This is a genomic window from Nocardia grenadensis NBRC 108939 (genome assembly GCF_001613445.1).
GTDB classification, from domain to species: domain Bacteria; phylum Actinomycetota; class Actinomycetes; order Mycobacteriales; family Mycobacteriaceae; genus Nocardia; species Nocardia grenadensis.
Genome location: NZ_BDCJ01000026.1, coordinates 84,101 through 105,164, shown reverse-complemented (window position 1 = coordinate 105,164; position 21,064 = coordinate 84,101). Strand labels below are relative to the sequence as shown.

23 protein-coding genes are annotated in these 21,064 nt (G+C 68.2%); 15 read left to right on the top strand and 8 right to left on the bottom strand.

The genetic code is table 11. The features are described from left to right. Positions 1-396: 396 nt before the first annotated feature. Positions 397-1,770: a styrene monooxygenase/indole monooxygenase family protein gene (locus tag NGR01S_RS25745; RefSeq protein WP_063041222.1), complete on the bottom strand. Its 1,374-nt coding sequence runs from the start codon at positions 1,768-1,770 to the stop codon at positions 397-399. Positions 1,771-1,920: 150 nt separating this feature from the next. Between NGR01S_RS25745 and NGR01S_RS25740 the strand changes: the two genes are divergently transcribed. The 3 genes from NGR01S_RS25740 to NGR01S_RS25730 all read left to right on the top strand — a co-directional run bounded on the left by NGR01S_RS25740 (position 1,921) and on the right by NGR01S_RS25730 (position 3,173). Next, entirely contained in the window at positions 1,921-2,160 is a 240-nt protein-coding gene (locus NGR01S_RS25740; RefSeq protein WP_063041220.1) for a hypothetical protein, read from the top strand. Between the two features lie 270 nt (positions 2,161-2,430). Beyond that, positions 2,431-2,712, top strand: a complete 282-nt coding sequence (locus tag NGR01S_RS25735) for a helix-turn-helix transcriptional regulator (protein ID WP_063041218.1) — start codon at positions 2,431-2,433, stop codon at positions 2,710-2,712. Next, positions 2,676-3,173, top strand: coding sequence for a hypothetical protein (locus NGR01S_RS25730; protein WP_063041216.1), 498 nt, complete (start codon positions 2,676-2,678; stop codon positions 3,171-3,173). The genes NGR01S_RS25735 and NGR01S_RS25730 overlap by 37 nt, the downstream gene beginning before the upstream one ends. Before the next feature lie 146 nt (positions 3,174-3,319). Here NGR01S_RS25730 and NGR01S_RS25725 read toward each other — a convergent pair whose 3' ends face one another. Beyond that, complete coding sequence (locus tag NGR01S_RS25725) at positions 3,320-4,537, bottom strand: acyl-CoA dehydrogenase family protein (protein ID WP_063041265.1); 1,218 nt, start codon at positions 4,535-4,537, stop codon at positions 3,320-3,322. 191 nt (positions 4,538-4,728) lie between these two features. Between NGR01S_RS25725 and NGR01S_RS25720 the strand changes: the two genes are divergently transcribed. From NGR01S_RS25720 to NGR01S_RS25675, 10 genes are all read left to right on the top strand, one after another. Further along, complete coding sequence (locus NGR01S_RS25720; protein ID WP_063041214.1) at positions 4,729-5,874, top strand: LLM class flavin-dependent oxidoreductase; 1,146 nt, start codon at positions 4,729-4,731, stop codon at positions 5,872-5,874. A 516-nt stretch (positions 5,875-6,390) separates the two neighbouring features. Beyond that, a complete protein-coding gene (locus tag NGR01S_RS25715; RefSeq protein ID WP_063041212.1) occupies positions 6,391-6,876 on the top strand; it encodes a hypothetical protein in 486 nt (161 codons plus the stop codon). Positions 6,877-7,205: 329 nt separating this feature from the next. Further along, on the top strand, positions 7,206-7,871 hold the full coding sequence (locus NGR01S_RS25710; RefSeq protein WP_063041210.1) for a GntR family transcriptional regulator: 666 nt from the start codon (positions 7,206-7,208) through the stop codon (positions 7,869-7,871). A gap of 209 nt (positions 7,872-8,080) precedes the next feature. After that, entirely contained in the window at positions 8,081-9,412 is a 1,332-nt protein-coding gene (locus NGR01S_RS25705) for a nucleobase:cation symporter-2 family protein (RefSeq protein ID WP_084481708.1), read from the top strand. After that, complete coding sequence (atzD, locus tag NGR01S_RS25700) at positions 9,409-10,467, top strand: cyanuric acid amidohydrolase (RefSeq protein ID WP_063041208.1); 1,059 nt, start codon at positions 9,409-9,411, stop codon at positions 10,465-10,467. Before NGR01S_RS25705 ends, atzD begins: the two co-directional genes overlap by 4 nt. After that, on the top strand, positions 10,464-11,777 hold the full coding sequence (locus NGR01S_RS25695) for a cytosine permease (protein WP_063041206.1): 1,314 nt from the start codon (positions 10,464-10,466) through the stop codon (positions 11,775-11,777). Before atzD ends, NGR01S_RS25695 begins: the two co-directional genes overlap by 4 nt. Further along, positions 11,774-12,475, top strand: a complete 702-nt coding sequence (gene biuH / locus NGR01S_RS25690; protein ID WP_063041204.1) for a biuret amidohydrolase — start codon at positions 11,774-11,776, stop codon at positions 12,473-12,475. Before NGR01S_RS25695 ends, biuH begins: the two co-directional genes overlap by 4 nt. Further along, entirely contained in the window at positions 12,472-13,128 is a 657-nt protein-coding gene (locus NGR01S_RS25685) for an alpha/beta fold hydrolase (protein ID WP_063041203.1), read from the top strand. Before biuH ends, NGR01S_RS25685 begins: the two co-directional genes overlap by 4 nt. A gap of 473 nt (positions 13,129-13,601) precedes the next feature. Beyond that, entirely contained in the window at positions 13,602-14,114 is a 513-nt protein-coding gene (locus NGR01S_RS25680; RefSeq protein ID WP_063041201.1) for a hypothetical protein, read from the top strand. Between the two features lie 5 nt (positions 14,115-14,119). Further along, positions 14,120-14,935, top strand: a complete 816-nt coding sequence (locus tag NGR01S_RS25675) for an alpha/beta fold hydrolase (protein WP_063041199.1) — start codon at positions 14,120-14,122, stop codon at positions 14,933-14,935. 19 nt (positions 14,936-14,954) lie between these two features. Here NGR01S_RS25675 and NGR01S_RS25670 read toward each other — a convergent pair whose 3' ends face one another. From NGR01S_RS25670 to NGR01S_RS25660, 3 genes are read right to left on the bottom strand one after another with little or no spacing between them, the layout of a single operon-like run. Next, the gene (locus tag NGR01S_RS25670) at positions 14,955-15,812 is read right to left on the bottom strand and encodes a helix-turn-helix domain-containing protein (protein WP_063041197.1); all 858 of its coding nucleotides are present in this window, start codon (positions 15,810-15,812) and stop codon (positions 14,955-14,957) included. Then, complete coding sequence (locus tag NGR01S_RS25665) at positions 15,809-16,330, bottom strand: DUF6879 family protein (protein ID WP_063041195.1); 522 nt, start codon at positions 16,328-16,330, stop codon at positions 15,809-15,811. The genes NGR01S_RS25670 and NGR01S_RS25665 overlap by 4 nt, the downstream gene beginning before the upstream one ends. Continuing rightward, positions 16,311-16,640: a hypothetical protein gene (locus NGR01S_RS25660; RefSeq protein WP_063041193.1), complete on the bottom strand. Its 330-nt coding sequence runs from the start codon at positions 16,638-16,640 to the stop codon at positions 16,311-16,313. Before NGR01S_RS25660 ends, NGR01S_RS25665 begins: the two co-directional genes overlap by 20 nt. Positions 16,641-16,854: 214 nt before the next feature. Between NGR01S_RS25660 and NGR01S_RS25655 the strand changes: the two genes are divergently transcribed. Together NGR01S_RS25655 and NGR01S_RS25650 are read left to right on the top strand one after the other, a co-directional pair. Then, the gene (locus NGR01S_RS25655) at positions 16,855-17,184 is read left to right on the top strand and encodes a hypothetical protein (protein ID WP_157107436.1); all 330 of its coding nucleotides are present in this window, start codon (positions 16,855-16,857) and stop codon (positions 17,182-17,184) included. A 28-nt stretch (positions 17,185-17,212) separates the two neighbouring features. Continuing rightward, on the top strand, positions 17,213-18,121 hold the full coding sequence (locus NGR01S_RS25650) for a phosphotransferase (RefSeq protein WP_063041183.1): 909 nt from the start codon (positions 17,213-17,215) through the stop codon (positions 18,119-18,121). 32 nt (positions 18,122-18,153) lie between these two features. Here NGR01S_RS25650 and NGR01S_RS25645 read toward each other — a convergent pair whose 3' ends face one another. Genes NGR01S_RS25645 through NGR01S_RS25635 form a run of 3 tightly spaced genes read right to left on the bottom strand, consistent with a single transcriptional unit; the run spans position 18,154 to position 21,008 of the window. Next, positions 18,154-19,290 (bottom strand): hypothetical protein, encoded by a 1,137-nt coding sequence (locus NGR01S_RS25645; RefSeq protein ID WP_063041181.1) that lies wholly within the window; start codon positions 19,288-19,290, stop codon positions 18,154-18,156. Positions 19,291-19,338: 48 nt separating this feature from the next. After that, positions 19,339-20,205, bottom strand: coding sequence for an ABC transporter permease (locus NGR01S_RS25640; protein ID WP_084481707.1), 867 nt, complete (start codon positions 20,203-20,205; stop codon positions 19,339-19,341). Then, on the bottom strand, positions 20,202-21,008 hold the full coding sequence (locus tag NGR01S_RS25635) for an ABC transporter ATP-binding protein (protein ID WP_084481706.1): 807 nt from the start codon (positions 21,006-21,008) through the stop codon (positions 20,202-20,204). Before NGR01S_RS25635 ends, NGR01S_RS25640 begins: the two co-directional genes overlap by 4 nt. Positions 21,009-21,064 lie beyond the last annotated feature (56 nt).

Here is a 21,064-nt window from a genome sequence, read left to right as displayed (position 1 = left end):
GGTCCGCGGAGGCCGCAGCGCCGGCGGAGGTATCGCCTCATCGCTGCTCACCGTCGGCATCTGTGGTCCGGACGCCGGGCACGGCAACCCCGCACCGGCGCGAGTCCAGTCCACCAGCGCGGTTGCGGGTGGACGAGGGTTTGAATCGGCGGGAACCTATCCCCGGTTGCGCCCGGTCCCGGCGGCCGGGACGGCTTCCGGCCGCCGGGACCGGTGCCGCGCCGCCGAACACGACATCCCGCAGCGCGAGTTCGGACCGGCCACGACCGGCGGGCCGGCGCTCCCGGCCCGGGGTGACCCCGCACCCGAGTACCGGCGACCCGTATCCGGCACTCGGGCTCGCAGCCGGCGGCCCGGCGGCGGCTGGGCCGCCGGGTCGCCGGGGTCGTGGGCCGGTCAGGCGGTGGCGGCGGCTCCGCTGTACTGCGACCTGCTGAACCGCCCGGCGGGCCGGAACCTGCCCAGCACCTCGGCCGCGTCCTCGCCGGTGACCTGGGCGATGAGCTGGTGCGCGTCCGCCACCGAGTGCACCGGGCGCGCCGCTTGCGGGCGGTGCAGTGTGCCCACGAGCGCCGACGCGAAACGGGGGTCGGCCGCCGCCGCGCCGAAGAACTGGCCGCCGATCTCGGCGAACTCGGGGTCGCCGAGGAACAGCCGGGTGACCTTGGCGGCGTCCTCGGCGCGGGCCTCGAGAAACGCCTGGTACTGCGCGGTGATCCAGGCGTCGTCGAAGGCACCGTCGTGCGTGGCCGCCGCGGCGACCAGGCGTTGTGCCTGGATGAGCCCGCTCTGTGCCCCCTGCCCGGCGATCGGGTCGTAGGCCACGGCCGTATCGCCCAGCGCCGCCACCGGATGTCCGCCCGCGGTGTGCCCGACCCCGCGCCGGAACAGCGGCCGCACCGCACCCTTCAACCACGAGTGCGGATCCTCGGCGAGCACCTTCGTGGCGAGGACTTCCGGCAGGTCCCAGTCGAGGTGGTCGCGGTAGAGATCGGTGACGATCCGGTGCGCCGATTCCGCCGAATCGGCGGCCGCGAACCGCTTCTCCCAGTCGCCGCCCGGCCTGGCCCAGCCCAGGAACGCCCAGGTCGGCCCGGCGTCCTTGTGCAGATACGGCCCCCACCAGGCCTCACCTTCCTCGGCGACGATGGAGAAACCGCTGCGGCCGCCGCCGGCCGGGCTGCGGTGGGCGAATACCGACTCGTCGTGCGGGAGACCGCTCACGGTGACGGTCAGCAGGCTGCGCTGGGGCGCGTCGTAAACGGTACGGGCCTCGTCCACCTCGAACAGCTGGGACAGGCCGCCCCGGCCGGTCGCGACCAGCGTCAGATCATTGTCGGCGGCGATCGGATCGAGCCGTTCCGGGGTCACCGGGTCGACGACGAACCGGCCGCCGCGCTCCAGGAAGGTGGTGAGCCGTTCGTCGGCCTTGAGCCGGGTGTCCACCGCGAGACCGTGGAAACCGTCGAACGCGCCGTCGAAGGCGATCAGTTCCTCGCCACCATCGGCGATACGGACCGTGAGGCCGCTGTGCAGCGGAGCGCGGTCGAGATAGGTGGGCAGTCCGAGCGCCGCTTCGGCGGCCTGGGCCTCACCGAAGATCAGCGCGGTACCGGTGGCCGGTACCTTGTCGCGCAGCTCGCGCTGGTCCTTGTCGCTGTAGATGGTGACCGTGAACCCGGCGTCGAGCAGGCCGAGTGCCGCGGTCACGCCAGTCTGCCCGGCCCCGATCACGGCGGCCTTACGGTGGGAGGTGTGCTGTGTTGTCATAGCGCCATGGTCACGATCACAGCGGCCGCGCTGCACTATTACACTCACCGCGAGTTGATGCCGAACCGCACCGCACCGCAGTGCTTTTCGTGACACCATCGACGGTTTCCGCGGAACCGGGCGGGCCCGGGCCGCTCTACCATCCGGTGCATGGCCTTCGACCTCGTCCCGCCGATCGGTGACCGCGCCGAGGGGTATCGGCAGCTCACCGCGCAGGCCGCCGCTCTGCTGTACGGCGAAGCCGACCGGATCGCCAACGCCGCCAATCCGAGTGCGCTGATCTATCACAGTCTGACCGAGGTGAACCGGGCCGGTATCGGTCGCCGAGGTCTTCGCGCGGTCGCTGTCCGGAGGCTGAACCGGACCGGTCTCTATTGCCGGACCGGCTGATCTGGGCCCGGTGGTGCAGACGCCCCGAGGGGGCTCGTGTCGGCCGCCGTCTCGAAACCGGGCCCAACCAGTCGATAACGAGCGCCTGGATGCTCACACGGAAACCCGGCCCCGCTCGAACAGCGCGGGACATACCCCCGGCACATACCCGAATCCATCGCCGACATCTTCGCGCGGTCACCGCTCGGGCGCCGAATCGTCGCCCAGCCCCGACGCGACCTCCGACCCGGCGCCACCGGACCAGTCGATGACAAGTTTCTTTGACATTTCATGTCAAAGAAACTTAACATCTTCTTCGTGGTCAGCGATCAGCCCGAGCACCCGGTACGCACGCGACGGCGCGAGCGCCGGATGACGCAGGCGAATCTGGCGACAACCGTCGGCGTCAGCCGGCAAACCGTGATCTCGATCGAACAGGGCGACTACGCGCCGAGCGTCTATCTCGCATTGCGAATCGCCCGTGCGCTGGGAACGACGGTCGAAGACATCTTCTGGACCGAGGACATGGAGGCGACGTGGCCCGCACTACTGCATTCGAAGACATCTTCCTAGCGGCCGACGAGCCGGCCTGGGGCGACGAGCGGGCCCGCGAGGAATTCTACCGGGGCTCGACGCTGGCCCTGTGCGCGACGATCTACGGCTGCTATCTCATCGCCATCGTCGCGGCGATACTGGACGCCACCTTGGTATCGCTACTGATCTTCGCGCTCCCCGGAGTCACGACGCTACTGCTGTTCCGCTACTGCGCCCGGCGCGGCATCGATATGCAGACAGTGCTAAAAGGCTTCCCGGCGCGGCGCAAACGGATCGCCTACGCCACCACCTATCCGCTGGTGGCCGCATGGCTGGGCGTTTACCTCTGGCGCACACTGCCTTCGGACTCGTTGCCGCAAAGCCTGCTGGGCGCGGTCGTCGGCGGCGCGATCGGAGCGGCCGCCGCCGCGGCCGTCGGCAAGCTCGTCCGCAACCGCTCGCACGCCCAGCGGCCTCCCGAGGACGACAGCTTCGACTGAGTTGCCGTCCAGCGTGTCGACACAGTCGGTCCCGGCGGACGCGCTGTCGACGAACCCACCGACGGGACTCCGCCACCGTCCACCTCGCAGTCCCCGACCGGTAACTCTCCAGGAATCTGTCGGCCCGCACGTCGCGGAAGCTCGCGTCACACCGGCCCATCCACCGGCCTACGCTCGCCCGCGCTCCAGGCGAACGGCAGCGCAGTGCCGTTCAGCAGGTGGTCACCGATGGCCCGGGCCTTCTGGATGGCCGGGTTGTGCACCGAGATGGTGCGCGCATTACGCCAGTGCCGGTCCAGCCGCAGCCCCTCCGAGGTGATGGACGCGCCACCCACCTCGAACAGCTGCGTCGTGGCGGCCAGCACGGTATCGATCACACCGAGCTGTGCCTGGGCCGCCGCCAGTTCGGCATCGATCAAGCCCTGCTCCTCGGTGGCTCCGGCCGCGAGCACCTCGTCGAGGACATCGGCGACCGCCAGCACGCCGGCGCGGGCACCGAACGCCGCCGCCGACAAACGGCCGATCACCTGCTGCACCAGCGGATCGTGGCGGGGCAGATCGGCCGCGGAATGGGTGTAGCCGCGGCGGCGGGCGGCCACCCATTCGCGGGTGTCGCGTTCGGCCCGCTGCGCGATACCGGCCAGCACCGCGAGCTGGACCAACTGCAGGTAGGAGGTCGAATAGGTGGCCCCCGCGGCCCCGTATCCGGGACCCAGCACGCGGTCCGGCGCTATGGCGACATCGGTGAACTCGGTGGTGCCGCTGGCGGTCAGCCGCTGCCCGAAACCGTCCCAATCGTCGTGTTGGCGCACCCCCTCGGCCTCGGCATCCACCAGCACCCCGACCCGTTCCCCGTCCCGGTCCGCGGCGACCAGGATGTGGTCGGCGTACAACGATCCGGTGCTGTAGTACTTCGTGCCGTTGAGCACCCAGCCGTCCCCGGACTGCGTCAGCCGGGTGCGGTACCGGTCCACCGCGCCCACGCCGGGCTCGGTGATCGCATTCCCGACCAGCGTCCCCTGCGTGATCTTGCGTAACCACTCCGCACGCGCCGGACCCGCCTCGGCGAGCAACTGGTCCTCCACGAACACGAAATGCACCCGCAGCGCCTGCGGCAGGTTCGACTCGGCGGCGGCCAGTTCGATCAGCTGCCGGAACAGCTGTCGCACACTCGCGCCGTACCCGCCGTATTCGACCGGCACCCGCAGCGCGCCGAACCGCGCCGCGCGTAACCGGCGCACTTCGTCGTGGGCGAGCCGGCGGTCGATCTCGCGCTCGACCGCGCCCGCCGCGATATCGGCGTAGATCGGCGCGAACACCGCGTCCAGATCGGTATCGGAGACAGCTTGTGCCGTGGAAGTCATCAATCCACGATCACCGACCCCCGCACTCCCCTCACCGGTTACACGCAGCCGGATCGAAATATTCGCGGCAAAAAATCCCGCCGATTCCAACCGGTGACACCGCGCCCGGTGCCGGTCAGGATCACAGATCGGCCCGGCGAGGAGCTCGGCCACCGCACTGTCCGTCCCAGAGCCCCTCGAGGAGATTTCCGGTGAGTCTGTCGTTCCACTGGTTCCTACCCACCTACGGCGATTCCCGCGGCCTGATGGCCGGCGGCCACGGCACGTCCATGTCCGGCGACCGTCCAGCCTCGCTCCGCTACCTGAACCAGATCGCCGGCGCCGCCGAGGAGAACGGTTTCGAGGCGGTACTCACCCCGACCGGCGCCTGGTGCGAGGACGCCTGGCTGGCCACCGCCATGCTGGTGGAAACCACCGAGGCCCTCAAGTTCCTGGTGGCGTTCCGGCCCGGCCTGGTGAGCCCGACCCTGGCCGCCCAAATGGCCGGCACCTACCAGCGGCATTCCCGGGGCCGGCTGCTGCTGAACGTGGTGACCGGCGGCGAACCGCACGAACAGCAGGCCTTCGGCGATTTCCTGGACAAGGAGCAGCGCTACGAGCGCACCGGCGAATTCCTGCACATCGTGCGCGAACTGTGGCAGTCGCGGGAGCCGATCAGCTTCGAGGGCAAACACCTCCAGGTCCGAGGCGCCCTGCTCAACAACCACCCCGACCCGGTCCCCCCGGTCTTCTTCGGCGGCTCCTCCGCCGCCGCCGGCCCTGTCGCCGCCCAGTACGCCGACACGTACCTGACCTGGGGTGAACCGCTGGTCGCGGTCGGCAAGAAACTGGAATGGATCCGCGGCCTCGCCGCCGCACGCCACCGCGCCCTCGACTACGGCATCCGCCTGCACGTCATCACCCGCGACACCTCCGAAGCCGCCTGGGCCGAAGCCGACCGCCTGCTCCAGGGCATCGACCCGGCCGATATCGAACGCGTACAGGCCAACCTCGCGCAGAGCGAATCCGAGGGCCAGCGCCGCATGCTCGAACTGCACGGCGGCCGCACCGACCGCCTCGAGATCGCCCCCAACCTGTGGGCGGGCGTCGGCCTCGTCCGCGGCGGGGCGGGCACCGCGCTCGTCGGCTCGCACGAAGAGGTCGCCGAACGGCTCATCGAATACTCGCGGCTGGGTCTCACCCACTTCATCCTGTCCGGCTACCCGCACGTCGAGGAGGCGTACTGGTTCGGCGAGGGTGTGCTGCCGATCCTGGAGAAGAAGGGCCTGTGGCGCCGACCGGTCGACCGGCCCGTCGCGGCCACCGGAACCCCGTTCGCCACCGCCTCCACCAGCTGAACCACTCCCTCACCAAAACGTATTCGTCCCGCACGCGCGGGGAGCATTCGTCAGTGCGCCAGCACCGATGTGCACGATAGGCCCATCCCCGCATGCGCGGGGAGCACAGCTTCTTCGCCGCGGGCGGGAAGCCGTCGCGGGGCTCATCCCCGCGTGCGCGGGGAGCACTCCGACGACGAGCATTGTTCACTACGGCACCGGGGCTCATCCCCGTGGCTACGTTGGCGAATCCCGACGACGATCATCGGTGAACTTCGACGTCGGTTCGCAGGGCTCGTGATCGGTGATATCGACGGAAAGTGACGTCGCGACTCCAGCGTGTCCTACGGGTAGGCGGTTCTGGGTGTCCGCTTCTGCCGACTTGTCGATGGCGGTATCGCCGCCGCGGTCTTCCCTCGATGAGTGAATCCGGAAGTCGGTCGCGGATAGCATCTTCCTCACGGTCCGGCCGCCACTCACCCTGCGCTACCCATACGAGAACCGCGGCCTGCCGCCTCACCTCCGGACGGACACACGATGGCTTTTTCCTTCTTCCTCGCACCCGCCACGAAGCCGCTCGGAACTGTTGCTCCCCTGCCGGACAATGACTTGGACTACAACTCGCTCGTCATGGAAGCGTGCCAGGTGCTCGCCGAGACCGATTGCGTGTTCACTCTCCGCGGTTTCGGCGCCGACGACTGGCCCATGGACATCGCTTACGATCTGTCGACGCTGGTCGAACAACTCCCCGATCTCCTCGATGATCTCCATGCACACCGAGTCGGTGAGATCGACCTGTATGGCCAGGGAGTCGAACGGACCTTGTCCTTCCACCCGTCCGGCAGCGAAGTGAAGATCACCTGCACATCCAGAACCACCTGGGCGCCGGACCCTGCTGTGGAATCCATCGACCGCGACAGATTGCAGGCGATGATCGCCCGGTTGCTGTTCGCGTTCAGCACCTCGCTGAAAGTGGTCGGGTCACCACTCGCCGACGCGGCACCATTCCCTACGTGGCGCTGACCTACGCCGACATGCGGATGTCAAGTAAGAACGTGAGTCAGATTTCGCCGATACCACCTCGTGGCCGACCCGGCCGTCGTCGAAATCCACCGATAGACGACGTCACCATTCACCGATGTAACCATCCCCGCGTGCGCGGGGAGCACACTTCCTGATCAGGCAGTTTCCAAGCAGAAGCTCCCATTTTGATTCACTTTTCGCCCTCCCATCACGACCTCGACCTGGCTTGTTGCCGATCCATAGAAGAACAGCGCCGTGGCGCACCGGGCTACGACCCCCTCGCCGTCCGGCAGCACGCCGACCTGATCGCCCCGATTACCCTCACCACCGTGACACCCTCCCAGCCCACCCCCCGGACCGCCCCCGGCACCGCCGTCGCGGACGCCGTCCGCGCGGACATCCTCACCGGCAGGCTCTCCCCCGGCGACCGGTTGCGCGAAGTGGATCTGGCCGAGCGTTTCGGGGTCTCCCGCGTCCCGGTCCGCGAGGCGCTGTCGCAGTTGCAGAGCGAGGGCTTCGTCACGCTGGTGCGGTATCGCGGGGCGACCGTATCGGCGCCGTCGGGGTCGGCGGCGCGGGAGTTGGTGCAGATCCGCCGGGGACTCGAAGTGTTGGCGGCGCAGCTGGCCGCGCACGCGAAGGGCGGGCCGGTGGCCGCTGAGCTGGCACGGGTGGTGGAATTGGGCCGGTCGGCGGATCTGAGTCAGGCGCACGAGGAGTTGCCGCCGCTGATCCTGCGGTTCCACACCCTGGTCGCCGAGGCGTCGGGTAATCAGCAGCTGGGGGCCATGCTGGAGCAGATCTTGGAGCGGGTGTCGTGGATTTTCGGCCAGCGGCTGGAGAGCCGCACGCATATCTCGTGGAGTGATCACGCGGCCATCGCGCAGGCGATCCTCAACGGGTCGCCGGTGCAGGCGGGGTATCTGATGGACGAGCACATCGCGCGGGACGAGGAGTTGCTTGCCGATTTGAACGCCGAGGCGACGCCGGACTGAGGCCGCGGACCGCGGCCTGCTTCCTCCCTTCGGCCCGGCGTAGTCGCCAGACCGATCGATGCGAATGGCAAGGTTTGTATACAAGAACTACGCCGCTATCGCGTGGTCTTGCATAGTTCACAACCCTGGAACCTCGAGCAACATCAGCGAAACAGTATTTGTATACAAATTCTGGTGTTGCTTATTTCTTCTGCCCGAGGCCAGGTCCCATGTCCACAGACGCTGCCCCGACCCAGTCGCCGCCGCTGGCTCCACCCGCTCGCCTATCGCTCTGGCGCACGTCACTTTTCGGCATCCAGCACGTGCTGGTCATGTACACCGGCTGCGTCGCGGTCCCGCTGGTCTTCGGCGCGGCCCTGGGGCTGGACACCTCCACGATCGCCACCCTGGTGAACGCCGACCTGCTGGTCGCCGGGGTCATCACCCTCGTGCAGGCGCTCGGTATCGGGAAGCTGCTCGGGGCCCGGATGCCGGTGGTGGCGGGGGCCTCGTTCACGGCGGTGACGCCGATGATCCTGATCGGCGAGGAATACGGGCTGTCGGCCGTGTACGGGGCCATGATCGCGGCGGGGATCTTCGGCATGCTGGTGGCGATCCCGTTCTCCAAGTTGGTCCGCTTCTTCCCTCCGATGGTGCGGGGCGCGGCGGTCACCATGATCGGGCTGTCGCTGATCGGCAAGGCCGTCTCCATGACCTTCGGTGACGAACCGGCGGGCGGCGCGCCGTTGGCGCTGGCCCTCGGGGTGGTCGCGATGATCATCGTGCTGATGCGTTACGGCCGGGGTCTCGTCGCGCAGTCCGCGGTCCTTATCGCGCTGGTGCTGGGCACGGTCGCGGCCGCCGCGCTCTCGCTCACCGATTTCAGCGCCGTCGGCAGCGCCGACTGGTTCGGCCTGCCCAACCCGTTCCTATTCGGCACCCCCACCTTCCCGATCGCCGGAATCATCTCGATGTGCCTGGTGATGCTGGTGATTTTCACCGAATCCACTGCCTACCTCATGGCCACCGCCGACCATCTCGGCCGCCCGCTGGAACCGAACCGGCTCGCCCGCGCCCTGGGCGCCGACGGCGCCTCGGCGGTATTGGGCGGCTTCTTGACCTCGTTCCCGGACACCATTTTCGCGCAGAACGTGAGCCTGGTGCGGATGACCGGGGTGTCGAGCCGCCGGGCGGTCGCCGTCGCGGGTGGACTGCTGGTGGCGCTCGGACTGGTGCCGAAGATGGGCGAGGTCGTCGCCAATCTGCCGGGTGCGGTGATCGGTTCGGTGAGCCTGGTCATGTTCGCGACCGTCGCCGGGGTCGGTATCGCGACGCTGGCGCGGGTCGACTATTCGCGCAACGACAACCTGCTCGTGGTCTCGCTGGCCATGGGTATCGGCATGATCCCGGTGGTCGCGCCGGAGGTCTACGAAGGGCTCCCGTCCTCGGTTCGCATCATCGCCGGTGGCGCGATCACCAGCACGGTCATCGTGGCGTTCGTCCTCAACCTCGTCTTCAACCACCTCACCCCCGCCCGCACCCCGAAGGAGAGCGACGCATGACCGGCATCGCCCTGCTCACCGTGCCCACCACAGATCCCGGCGACACCCGGCCCTTCGAGGTACTGACCGAGAGTGGTTTCCGCCCCGGCGATCTCGTTTCGGTGATCGGCAAAACCGAAGGCAACGGCTGCGTCAATGATTTCAGCCGCACCCTGGCCACCGCCGTCTGGGAGCCACGGATCCCGGACGCCGCGGTCACCGTGTTCTCCGGCGGCACCGAGGGGGTGCTCAGCCCACACGTGAACATGTTCGTCCGCGACCAGCGCCGCCATGCCGGGTTCGATCGCGGCCTGGTCGCCGCGGCCCGCCGCAGCCGGGTGCTGGACCCCGGGGAGATCGGCCGGGCCGAGCAGGTCGATACGGTCACCGACACCGTGGGCGAACTGCTCGCCGAACTCGGTGTCACCCCCGCCGATGTCCATCTCGTGCTGGTGAAATGCCCGCTGCTCACCTCCGACAAGATCACCGCGTTGCACGCCGCGGGCCGGACTCCGGTCGCCACCGACACCTACGCGTCGATGGGCTGGTCGCGGGCGGCGAGTTCGCTGGGTATCGCGGTCGCGCTGGGTGAATGCGACCGGGAGACCGCGCTGCGCGCCCTGGCCGGCGAAGCCGATGTCTGGTCGGCCCGGGCCTCCGCCAGCGCGGGCGCCGAACTCGACGACTGCCATGTATTGGTGGTCGCCGAGAGTCCCACCGCGGCCAATCCCTTGCGCGCGCTGCACGGGCAGATGGCCGACGCGATCGACCTGGCCTCGGTACAGCGGTTGCTCGCCCAGGTCACGGCGGCCGGTGGCACGGTGCGGCAGATCTTCGCCAAGGCCGAAGCCGATCCGAGCGGATCGGTCCGCGGGCTGCGCCACACCATGCTCACCGACTCCGATATCAACGCCACCCGGCATGCCCGCGGCGCCGTCGGCGGCCTGCTGTCGGCGCTCAAGGGCGATGGTGCGGTCTACGTCTCGGGTGGCGCCGAGCACCAGGGTCCGCCGGGCGGCGGCAGCGTCACCGTGATCTACGAGCTCCCCACCCCCGAAGGGACCGATGCGCCATGACCACCACGACGCTGACCGACCCCGAGAAAAGCTGGGAGACAGCGGAGTTCGAGAACGTGCCGGTGCCCACCGACCGGCGGCGCGGCCTGGGCTCGGTCTCCGCGGTCTGGTTCGGTTTTCCGATGGTGCTGACCTGCGCCATCTTCGGTGGGCTGATCGTTTACTCGCTGGGCTTCCGGCTCGGGTTGCTCGCCATCGCGGTGGGCAATATCTGCATGATGCTCTACGTCGGCGCGCTGAGTGTGCTCGCCGGGCGCACCGGTAAGAATTTCGCGCTCTCGGCCGCCGAAACCTTCGGCAAGGCGGGCGCTTTCCTGCCCTCCGCTTTCCTGGCGACCGTGGTGATCGGCTGGTTCGCCTTCCAGACCGGTATGGCCGGGGCGATCCTGCACGACACTCTCGGCTGGCACGAACAGTTCACCGCGCTCGCCGCCGGGCTCGGTTTCATCGCGGTGACCCTGCTCGGTATCCGTGCGCTGTCGGCGATCGGCATGATCGCGGCGCCGGTGTACATCGTGCTGGGGTTGGTCGCGATCGGGCTCGCGGTCGCCGACGGCGGCTCCTCGCCCACGTCCTATCAGGGGCAGGCCGGCGCGGCGGCGATGAGTTTCGGCGCGGCGGTGACCTTGGTCATCGCCTCCTTCATCGACTCCGGCACCATGACCGCCGACTTCACCCGCTGGTCCCGCAACGGCCGTGAAGCCTTCCTCGCCGCGGCCTCGGCCTTCCCGGTGGGTAATTCGATCGCCCTGGTGATCGGCGGACTCGTGGTCGCCCTCGGCGGCAGCGCCGATCCCGCCGCCGACGGCGGGAACTTCCTCGGACTCCTCGTCGGCCACGGCGGGCTGCTGGTCCCGCTGGCCGTGGCGTTCGTATTCATCAACCTGGGTTCGGTCTGCGCGCACTGCCTCTACAACGGCGCGGTCGGCTGGAGTCAGCTCTCCGGCGGCCGGATGCGGCGGCTGACCCTCGTCCTCGGCGCGGTCGGCGTGGTGCTCGCGGTGGCGGGTATCTGGTCGTATTTCGAACAGTGGCTCAACCTGCTGGGTGTGATCGTGCCGCCGATCGGTGCCGTGGTCATCCTCGATCAGCTGGTCCTGCCCCGGTTCGGTCTCGGCCCGCGCGACCGCCGGGCCCGCTGGCATCTGCCGGCGTTCACCGCCTGGGCCGGTGGCGCGGTCACCGCCCTGCTCACCCATCGATTCGCCCCGTGGCTGTCGGACGCCGTCATCGGTTTCGCCGCCGCCGCATTGATTCTCACCCTCGGCGCGGCCCGCACCGCGCGACGCGACAAGGAGCTCACCGCATGACCCCGACCACCGTGCACGCCACCCCCTACACCTGGCCGTTCGACGGCCCGATCGACCCGGCGCGCACCGCGCTGCTGCTCATCGACTGGCAGACCGATTTCTGCGGCCCCGGCGGCTACGTCGACCGGATGGGCTACGACCTGTCCCTCACCCGGGCCGGCCTGGAACCCACCGCCCGGGTCCTGGCCGCCGCGCGCGAGCTCGGTCTCACGGTGATCCACACCCGCGAAGGCCACCGCCCCGATCTCGCCGACCTCCCCGCCAACAAGCGCTGGCGTTCCGCCCAGGTCGGCGCGGAGATCGGCAGTGTGGGCCCGTGCGGGCGAATCCTCGTGCGCGGTGAACCCGGGTGGGAGATCGTGCCCGAGGCCGCGCCGATCCCCGGGGAACCGGTCGTCGACAAGCCCGGCAAGGGCGCCTTCTACGCCACCGACCTGGACCTGCTGCTGCGCGGCGCCGGGATCTCTCACATCATCCTCACCGGTATCACCACCGATGTCTGCGTGCACACCACCATGCGCGAGGCCAACGACCGCGGCTACGAATGCCTGATCCTCTCCGACTGCACCGGAGCCACCGAGCGCAGGCACCACGAGGCGGCGTTGAGCATGGTCACCATGCAGGGCGGCATCTTCGGCGCGGTCGCCACCTCCGACCAGTTGCTGGCCGCTCTCGGGAAGCAGTCCGTCACCGCATGAGGGTTGTGCTGATCCACGGCGTGGCCACCGACAGCCGGGTGTGGGCGGGCACGATCGCCGCTCTCGGCCCGGCCGTCGAGGTCCACGCCCCCGACCGCCCGCAGTCGGGTGATATGGACATCGAGATCGCCGCCCTCGCGCCGCTGTGCGCGGGGGCGCTCGTGGTCGGGGTCAGCGGCGGCGCGACGCTGGGCCTGGAGTTGGCCGCCCGCGGTGTCGAATTCGCCGGAGCACTACTGCACGAACCGGCGGCCGGTTCGCTCGCGCCGGGCCTGCTCGACGAGGTGGCCCGGGCGTTCCGACGGCAGGGGGTGGCCGGATTCGGCGAAGCTCTCTACGGTCCGTGCTGGACACCGGAACTCACGACGGCCTCGCGCGAAACCGTCGCCGGAGAACTCGCCATGTTCCGCGAGTTCGAACCCGGGCCGGTGGGCCGGTCGGCGGACCGGATCACGCTGACCGTCGGCCGGTATTCGGCGCCGGCCCGGCACTGCTCCGTCCACGACCTGGGCACGACCCTCGGCATCGAGTGGCGGGTTCTCTCCGGCACCGGGCACGCGGCACACCTGGAGATCCCCGGGCAGTTGGCGCATTGGGTCCGGCGGCATTCCGGCGCCGATCTCGGCTCGTACCACCTACCCCCTTTCCCGTGAACGGCGACCAACATAACCAATGGTCATACGCGATTCTTCCGCCCACCGGCGCCGAATGCGGCCCGATCGGGCCCCGATCCCGTTTGTGCGCGCAGCACGAGAGCGCGCCGATGTTTCATGACGGCGGCCCATAGGCGACGCTGTCGGCCCGCTTTACGATGACAGTGCCAGGTCCGATCGAGCACACGACGCGTTTCCCCATTCGTGTGCTGCCACTGGGATTCCGGCACCGATCGGAGTTCGAGATGCTGTGTGGTGGAGAGACGCGACGCCGGTGATACCCCAACCGGCCGTGGGATCTCCCTCGGGCCCCCGCCGGTTCATTCCACATCGAATCCATCGCGAAAGTACGACTCACGAATGCACGTTCAGCTGTATCGCGCGCCCGGAAATGGATGCTCGTCGGTCCACGGCTGCGCTGAAAGTTCCCGGACCGCCGTGCCGCGCCCGTCGCACACCACCCCGAGGAGGGGGTGACCGTGCGGTGGTCCCAGCCCGGCTCGGGCGCATCGTGCCTGCCCACGGCCACCGAGTTGCTGTACGCGGTCGGCGGTCGGCGCGCCGAGGGGCCGGTGTGCAGTCTCGCCTCGGCCTTGTCGGAGTCCTATCGGCTCGAAGCGGGGCTCGCCGGAATCCGGCTGCAGTCGCGCCGGCGCACGCTGATAGGCGAGATCGACGCCTGGAGTTCGCGGCATCTGCCCGTGCCGGCCGCGGGTACCCGCGTCTACGAACGCACCCTCGGCGAACTGATCGATGTGATCGCGGCCGGCGCCGCCCGCGCGTTCCATCTGTTGCGGCACGACGATCCGGCCGGTGAGCTCATGCACTTCGAATGGACGCGCCTCGCGGAGTTGCAGCTCGTCTACCGCGACCTGGTACACGATGTCGAGAGTGGCCGCTGCTGCCTTCCGAGCGGACCACATCTCCGGGTGGTCGGCGATCGGATGCCGTATCAGTTGCCCATCAGGACGGGAGAATCGAATTGAGCGGGATGGATCGGGATATCCCCACCGGGTTGGGCACGCTCCGCGTCCGGGTCACCGGCGCCGGCCCGGCGATGCTGCTGTGGCCGAGCCTGCTCATGGACCACACGCTCTGGGCCGGTCAGGTCGCGTATTTCTCCGGGCGGTTCACCACTGTCGCCATCGACCCGCCGGGTCACGGCGCCAGCACCCCGCTGGACCGGCCGTTCACCTTCGATGAATGCGCGCACACCCTCCTCCAGATCCTCGATACGCTCGAGATGGACCGCGCGCACATCGTGGGAAATTCCTGGGGCGCCATGATCGGCACCACCTTCGGCGCGCTCTATCCCGAGCGAGTCCTGACCACCGTGCTGATGAACGGCACCGCCTCGCCGGCCGGGACGCGGCAGCGCCTCGAATACGGCGCCCTGCTCGCACTCGCGCGCGTCCTGGGTGGATTCCGGGGGCCGCTCGTGCACGCCGCACTCTCCGAGTTCCTGGGTCCGGACACGATGCGGGCCCGGCCGCAGGTGGTCGAGCAGGTGCGACGCACCGTGCGCGCCAACGATATCGGGTCGGCGGCGCACGCGGTCCGCAGCGTGGTCATCCGCCGTCCGGACCAGCGCGAGCTCGCCGCCTCCATCCGCACACCCACCCTGGTCGTCGGGGGCCGGCAGGATGCGACCTTCCCGCCCGCCGAGGTCGAAGAGATGGCATACGCCATTCCCGGTGCCGAGCTGGCGTTTCTGGAGGACGCCGCCCATCTGGTGGCTTTGGAAGTACCGGACGCGGTGAACGCCCTGGTCGACGACTTCCTCCGGCGCCACGCACCACACGGCTGAACCCGGCCGCGTGGGCGGGTCACGAACGACCGGCCGTCCCGATGTCCGCGGTGCGCCCGCGCTGCGCCTTGTGGATCAAACCCCGCGCGCCCTCCCCCGTCACCGACTGTCCGGCCAGAGCGTCGAACGCCCGCCCGTACACATCGATCTCGCGCGGCTGGGTGATGGTGAGTTCGGCGGCGGTCCCCTCGACCATGACCAGCCGATTGTCGAACATGGCGAAATTCGTCGAAACCACCAGTGCTTCGGCGGTGAACGGAACGATCCCGATGGTCACCCGGGGCATGCCGATCAGGGAGGACAACCGATCGAGCTGGCCGGTCATCACCACATTGTCACCGACCGTGGTGTAGAGGGCCTGCTCGGCGATGAGGAAGTGGAACAGATGACCGCGCTGGTACAGGATGCGCTGCCGTTCCATCCGCTTCGATACGGCGTTCTCGACATCGTCGGGGATGCGGTGGAATTCGATACCGCGGCGCAATTTCGCGGCCGCGTACGCCGCGGTCTGGAGCAGCCCCGGCACGATTTGCGGCTGGAAATCACGGATATGGGTGGCCGCCGCCTCCAATTTCAGCGATTTCTGCTGCCGGCGGCCGAGGCCGGTGCCGAGGATCTTGCGCCATTCGAGGTAGGCGACCTCAATGGTGTTCGAGGTGGCCAGCAGGTCCGGTAGCTGGTCTTCGGCGCCGCAGTGGCGGCAGTAGGCGCGGATATCGTCGTCGGAGGGTCTGATCCGGGCGAACTCTATTTTGCTCACCTTGGATTCGTGCCAGTCGCAGAGTTGTGCGAGTCTGCGGTTGGTCAGGCCGGCCTGGCGCCGCAATTCCCGCAGCCGTGCCCCGAGAGCTTCTCGCGCGTCGTGCACTTCGTTCATCTGTCGACATATTCCGTGTAGGGCGTTGCCATGTCCCAGAGCCGGTGTTTCACGCACCGGGCGTACTGGATGATTCCCCGGTCGGTCGTCACCGCGAGACCGGCGGGTTTGTCGTATTCGTCGACCAGGTTGTAGACGACGCGATCGTCATCGATCAACCACCAGTCGTCCGAGGGCACGTCACCGGCCAGATGTCGCGGAACGTACCGGATATCCTCGCCCGCGTCGGTATTGGTGCCGGTCACCGAGAGCAGCCAGCGGTGATAGTCGCTGTGCGGCACCGACACCACGCGGACCCGCCGTACCGTGACACCCCGGCCGGTGGTCTCCCGGATCAGCGTGTTCCAGCGATCCTTCTGATCGTCGGGGAGGGCGGGCCGGCCGTCCATGAAGCGACCGAGCCGGCCGGTTTCGGACGGGACGGCGTAGAAATCGCGGACCTCGAGATGGAATGCCTCGGAGACGCATTCGCGGAGGAGCGCGGCCCAGTCCGGCGGCTCATGCGGAAGATAACGCACCGTAGAACGTCCTTCTGGTCTTCGGGACTTCGATCGCGACCTCGTCGGGTGCCAGATCGAGCTGCTCCAAGATCTCACGCTCGGCGACCGGACGCCCGGCGAGGGTGAACGTTCCCCGGCCGGTATCCTGCATGGGCGCGCCGATGAAGGTGTCGGGTTCTGTGTAACCGAGTAGCAGATGGGGGATCTCGACGGTGGCCGGCCTGTCCGTCTCCCATCCCTGGACCAGATAGCTTCCCTGATCGGTCGTGTACAGACTGGGGCATCCACCGAGATCCGAGCCCCCCTTACCGAGAAACCGCAGACGCATACTTCAACCCCTGTTCGATGGTTAGCACGAGTTTTCTCGCGCTTCGTACATGATGCACTTTTCCGCTGAAAGCGGGAAACAGCACAGCGTAATTGTGCAAACTCGTGCTCACTGCTCGCCATGATCGGCCTGCACTCCTTACCGTCGATTCAACCCGTCGCGCCCGATAACCGTGCCGGGAACCAGTTGTGCGGGCCGGCCATACGACCAAGGGGTGAGCATGCGATTCGAGGTGAAGGTGAGCAGATACGAGGACCGATGGCTCATCTCCGCACCTGCGTTCGGTGTCCGGAAGATCGTGGACGACGAGTCCGCCATCCGGAGTGAGGCGTATCGGCTGATCGCTCGATGTGGCACCGCGCCGGGGGATTTCGAGGTCGAGCTCGTAGTGGGCGCGGGTCCCGATATCGCGGTGATGGGCAGCGATACGTCCGCGGCGGGCGAAGTGCACGGCCGGAGCCTCTTTCCGCGCGATGCGTCGGTACACGAGATCCGGGCCGGTCTCCGGCGCGCGGACGAGCCGCTGGTCGACGACGGCTTCTGACACGGTCGCGGGGTTCTGGAGTCGTCGCATGGGTTTTCGGGACGGCGAGCGCGCCGTGGACGTCCACGGAATCGTGGCCGGGCAGCTGCCCGACTACGGGATCGACTCGGTGGCGCTGCTCGGGGAGGGGCAGGACAATACCGCCTACGCGGTCAACGGCGAGTTGATCGTGCGTTTCGCCAAGGAACCCGATCCCGCGAGCCGAGCCGCGCGGGTGATCGATGAATCCGACCTCCTGGCCGCTGTCGCGGATATCTCGCCGCTGCCGGTTCCCGAGCCGTGTTTCCGAGTGCCCGAGCAAGGTTGCCTGGCATACTTCGCACTCCCCGGCCGACCGCTGATCGAACTGTCCGCGGCGCGGCGATCAGCCCATATGCGACCGATCGCCGCGGCGCTCGGTCGATTCCTCGCCGCTCTGCACACCGCTCCGGTCGACCGGATGGCCGAGCTGGTGGACACCGACGACGAGCCGAAGAAATCGTGGCTCGCCGAAGCCACGGAGATCTACGAGACGGTCGCCCACGCGGTCCCCCGCGAGCACCGGCCGGCAGTGGAGGTATTCCTCGGAACGACGCCCCCGCGGGACCGCTACGACCCGGTGTTCTCCCACAACGATCTCGGGATGGAACACGTTCTCGTGGAACCGGTTGAAGGAACGGTTACCGGCGTCATCGATTGGAGTGATGCCGCGATCGTCGACCCCGCCTATGACTTCGGCCTCGTTTACCGTGACCTCGGCCCGGCCGCCTTGGACACCGCGTTGGGCAATTACCGGAACGCTGCCCATGATGTGCGGGCGATCCGGGCACGTGCTGCCTTCTATGCCAGATGCAGCCTGCTGGAGGATATGGCCTATGGGCTCGAGCACGGGCGAAACGAATATCTCGACAAGAGCCTCGCGGCATTGACGTGGTTGTATCCGCCCGCGACCGATTGACCCGGCCCTTCTTCGGGCGCCGCGCTCCGGCTTCAGGGTTTCGCCACCGCCGGTAGACCGATGGCGGGATCGATGAATTCATTGGTCACCAGATCCGCGGCGGTGAGTCCGGCGGCGATTGTGTCGCCACGTTTACGCAGGATGGGGGTCACGGCGTCGATCACCCGGTTCACCCTCGCCTCGTCGAAATCGCCGAGGGTACTGTCCGGGCCGTTACCGACAATTTTCTCCGCCACCTGCACCTTCACCGAATCGGTATTACCGGCGGCGGTCATCGGCGGCCCGTCGGGAATGGCGTCGGCGATACGCAACAGCGCCTGGTTCACCGGTTCGGGATTCGCGATGTAATCGACCTGCGCCTGCTGCAACATCGGAACCAGCTTCGTCAGGCAGGGCCGCAGGGCGTCGAGTTCACCGGCCCGCGCCGACCAGGCGTGCGGATAGATCTCATAGCCGGATTCGTGGACGAGCAGATAGTCGGTGGGTTTACGCCAGCCCTCGACATCGTGTTCCCAGCGGAAGGGCTCATTGGACACATAGCCCTGCTGCATCACGCGACCGCGCTCGGCGACGAAACGGCTCGGTGTGCCGTCGAACGAGGCATCCGCCTGGTCCGGGCGCACATAGCCGTTGGCGGTCAGATAGTCCATGAAGATCTTGCCCTCGCTGTACACCACGGGGGCGCCGGTGCCGGGTACGTCCTGCCACGATCCGACGTGATAGGTCGCCGGATCCCACATGATGATCTGCGGATTCACATCGAGCGAGGCGAATACACCGGTCACCGGGAATTCGGCCTGCGCGCGGACGGCATCGTCGGTGGGAACGAACCCCAGGGTGATCGACGTGTCCTGGTACATCTGCGCGGGCACCGGCTGGCCGCCCAGGAACGGGCCACCGAGCCGGACCTCGACATTGATACCGGTATCGCCGAGCGGCCCGACGTAGGAGCCCTTGGTGACGTCCACGGTGCCGTCGGGGCCGACCAGCTGGAACGCGGCGGCGCGTTCCGGGGTGGCGTACCAGTCCGTCTGGATCACGACGGTCGACGGGCAGACCCCGGCCAAGGGGCCCTCGCCGGTGGGTTCCGGGACCGAGCTCGCGCCTCCACAGGCAGTGAGCAGTGCGGTACCCGCGAGGGCGGTGAGCGCGGATAGTGGTTTCTTCATGACGATTCCTGAGGTCAGCGGTTGGTCGGGCAGAAGAGGTCGGGAAAGTCAGTGGCCGCGGCGGCGGCCGTGCGCCCGCTCCACGCGGACGGCCAGGAAATCGAAGAACCAGAACAGGATCAGCCCGGCCAGCGAGGACAGCAGCAGCGCGGTGAGCAGTTCCTCGGTGGCCAGCCGCTGCCGGTAGACGTCGATCATCCGGCCGATACCGGGTTCGCCTTGGCGGAAGAAGAAATCGGCCACGATCGAACCGATGATGGCCATCCCGCCGGAGATCTTGAACCCGGAGATCATCGCGGGCAACGCGGTGGGCAACTGGAGTTTGCGCAACCGCTGCCACCGGCTCGCACCGTGCAGCGTGAACAGATCGTGTTCGGCCGGCGCGACGGCCTTCAGCCCGAACAGGGTGTTGGTGACGACCGGGAAAAGCGACACCATCACACAGACGATCACCCGGCTGCCGAATTCATAGCCGAACCAGAAACCGAACAGCGGGACTACGGCCAGGATCGGAATGGTCTGCAGGATCACCGCGTACGGATACAGCGAGTACTCCGCCCACCGGGCCTGGCTCATCGCGACCGCGAATCCGACACCCAGCACCATCGCGACGACCAGTCCGCTCAGCGCGACCAGCACCGTGGAACCCAGCGCGGACAGGATCTCCGACCGCGCCGCTGTGTCGAGCAGTCCTTCAGTGATCACCTCGTCGGGGCCGGGGAGCAGGAAGCGCGATTCCGGCACGATCAGATAGTGGCTCGCGAAGTACCAGAGGCCCGTGACGAGTACAAAAACCACGACGGGGGCGATGATCCGCACGGGTGCCGTCCGGCGCCGGCGAGTGCCCGCCAGCTGATTCGGCCTGGCCTGTGGAGCGACCGTCGGGGCGGCGGTATCCGCCGCGACCGTGGTCATGCCGCTACTCCCTGTTCGGCGGTGTGCAGGGCGGCCGAGACCGCGCCCGCGATCTCGGCGAATTCCGGGGTGTAGCGCAGCCCCGGTTCCCGTGGAAAGTCCAGGGGCACCGGGATATCGGCGGCCACCCGGCCCGGCCGGCCGGTGAGCACGACGACCCGGGTCGACATGAACACCGCCTCCGGAACCGAATGGGTGACGAATACGCCGGCGAAGGCATCTCGGCGGAAGAGGCCGCCCACTTCCTCGTTGAGCCGCTGGCGGGTGATCTCGTCGAGTGCCCCGAAGGGTTCGTCGAACAGGAACAGTTCCGGCCGCAGGGTGAGCGCGCGGGCGATGGAGGTCCGCATCCGCATACCGCCGGAGAGCTGGGCGGGTTTGTGTTTCTCGAATCCGGCCAGGCCCACCCGATCGATGGCGTCCAGTGCCGCCGCGCGCCGTTCCTCGCGGTCCACCCCGGCCAGTTCGGCGGGCAGCTCCACATTGCGCAGCACGGTCCGCCACGGCAGCAGGGTCGCCTCCTGGAAGACGTACCCGAGCTGCCCGGTGGCCACGTCGACCGCGCCGGTACTCGCTGCCTCGAACCCGGCCGCCAGCCGTAGCAGGGTCGATTTTCCGCAGCCGGACGGACCGACGAGGGAGACGAATTCACCCGGGCGGACGGTGATGTCGATATCGCGCAACGCGGCGGTCCCGTTCTCGAAGACCATCGATACATTCCGGAACGCGAGCGCCGAGTCCGGCTCGGTCGTATACGCTACCGACCCCGTCGGGGACGGCACCGAGATAGCCTTTGTACTCATGGAACAGTTCTATCGGCTGCGCATTGCCGATCGCAGTCGCCGGGATTACACCCCTG

Coding starts and splice junctions, on each gene's coding strand:
- NGR01S_RS25685 (WP_063041203.1), top strand. CDS start 12,472: ATGAGGGTTGTGCTGATCCACGGCGTGGCCACCGACAGCCGGGTGTGG.
- NGR01S_RS25675 (WP_063041199.1), top strand. CDS start 14,120: ATGGATCGGGATATCCCCACCGGGTTGGGCACGCTCCGCGTCCGGGTC.
- NGR01S_RS25735 (WP_063041218.1), top strand. CDS start 2,431: ATGTCAAAGAAACTTAACATCTTCTTCGTGGTCAGCGATCAGCCCGAG.
- NGR01S_RS25660 (WP_063041193.1), bottom strand. CDS start 16,640: ATGCGTCTGCGGTTTCTCGGTAAGGGGGGCTCGGATCTCGGTGGATGC.
- NGR01S_RS25645 (WP_063041181.1), bottom strand. CDS start 19,290: ATGAAGAAACCACTATCCGCGCTCACCGCCCTCGCGGGTACCGCACTG.
- NGR01S_RS25740 (WP_063041220.1), top strand. CDS start 1,921: ATGGCCTTCGACCTCGTCCCGCCGATCGGTGACCGCGCCGAGGGGTAT.
- NGR01S_RS25640 (WP_084481707.1), bottom strand. CDS start 20,205: ATGACCACGGTCGCGGCGGATACCGCCGCCCCGACGGTCGCTCCACAG.
- biuH (WP_063041204.1), top strand. CDS start 11,774: ATGACCCCGACCACCGTGCACGCCACCCCCTACACCTGGCCGTTCGAC.
- NGR01S_RS25725 (WP_063041265.1), bottom strand. CDS start 4,537: ATGACTTCCACGGCACAAGCTGTCTCCGATACCGATCTGGACGCGGTG.
- NGR01S_RS25705 (WP_084481708.1), top strand. CDS start 8,081: ATGTCCACAGACGCTGCCCCGACCCAGTCGCCGCCGCTGGCTCCACCC.
- NGR01S_RS25670 (WP_063041197.1), bottom strand. CDS start 15,812: ATGAACGAAGTGCACGACGCGCGAGAAGCTCTCGGGGCACGGCTGCGG.
- NGR01S_RS25745 (WP_063041222.1), bottom strand. CDS start 1,770: ATGACAACACAGCACACCTCCCACCGTAAGGCCGCCGTGATCGGGGCC.
- NGR01S_RS25715 (WP_063041212.1), top strand. CDS start 6,391: ATGGCTTTTTCCTTCTTCCTCGCACCCGCCACGAAGCCGCTCGGAACT.
- atzD (WP_063041208.1), top strand. CDS start 9,409: ATGACCGGCATCGCCCTGCTCACCGTGCCCACCACAGATCCCGGCGAC.
- NGR01S_RS25635 (WP_084481706.1), bottom strand. CDS start 21,008: ATGAGTACAAAGGCTATCTCGGTGCCGTCCCCGACGGGGTCGGTAGCG.
- NGR01S_RS25650 (WP_063041183.1), top strand. CDS start 17,213: ATGGGTTTTCGGGACGGCGAGCGCGCCGTGGACGTCCACGGAATCGTG.
- NGR01S_RS25695 (WP_063041206.1), top strand. CDS start 10,464: ATGACCACCACGACGCTGACCGACCCCGAGAAAAGCTGGGAGACAGCG.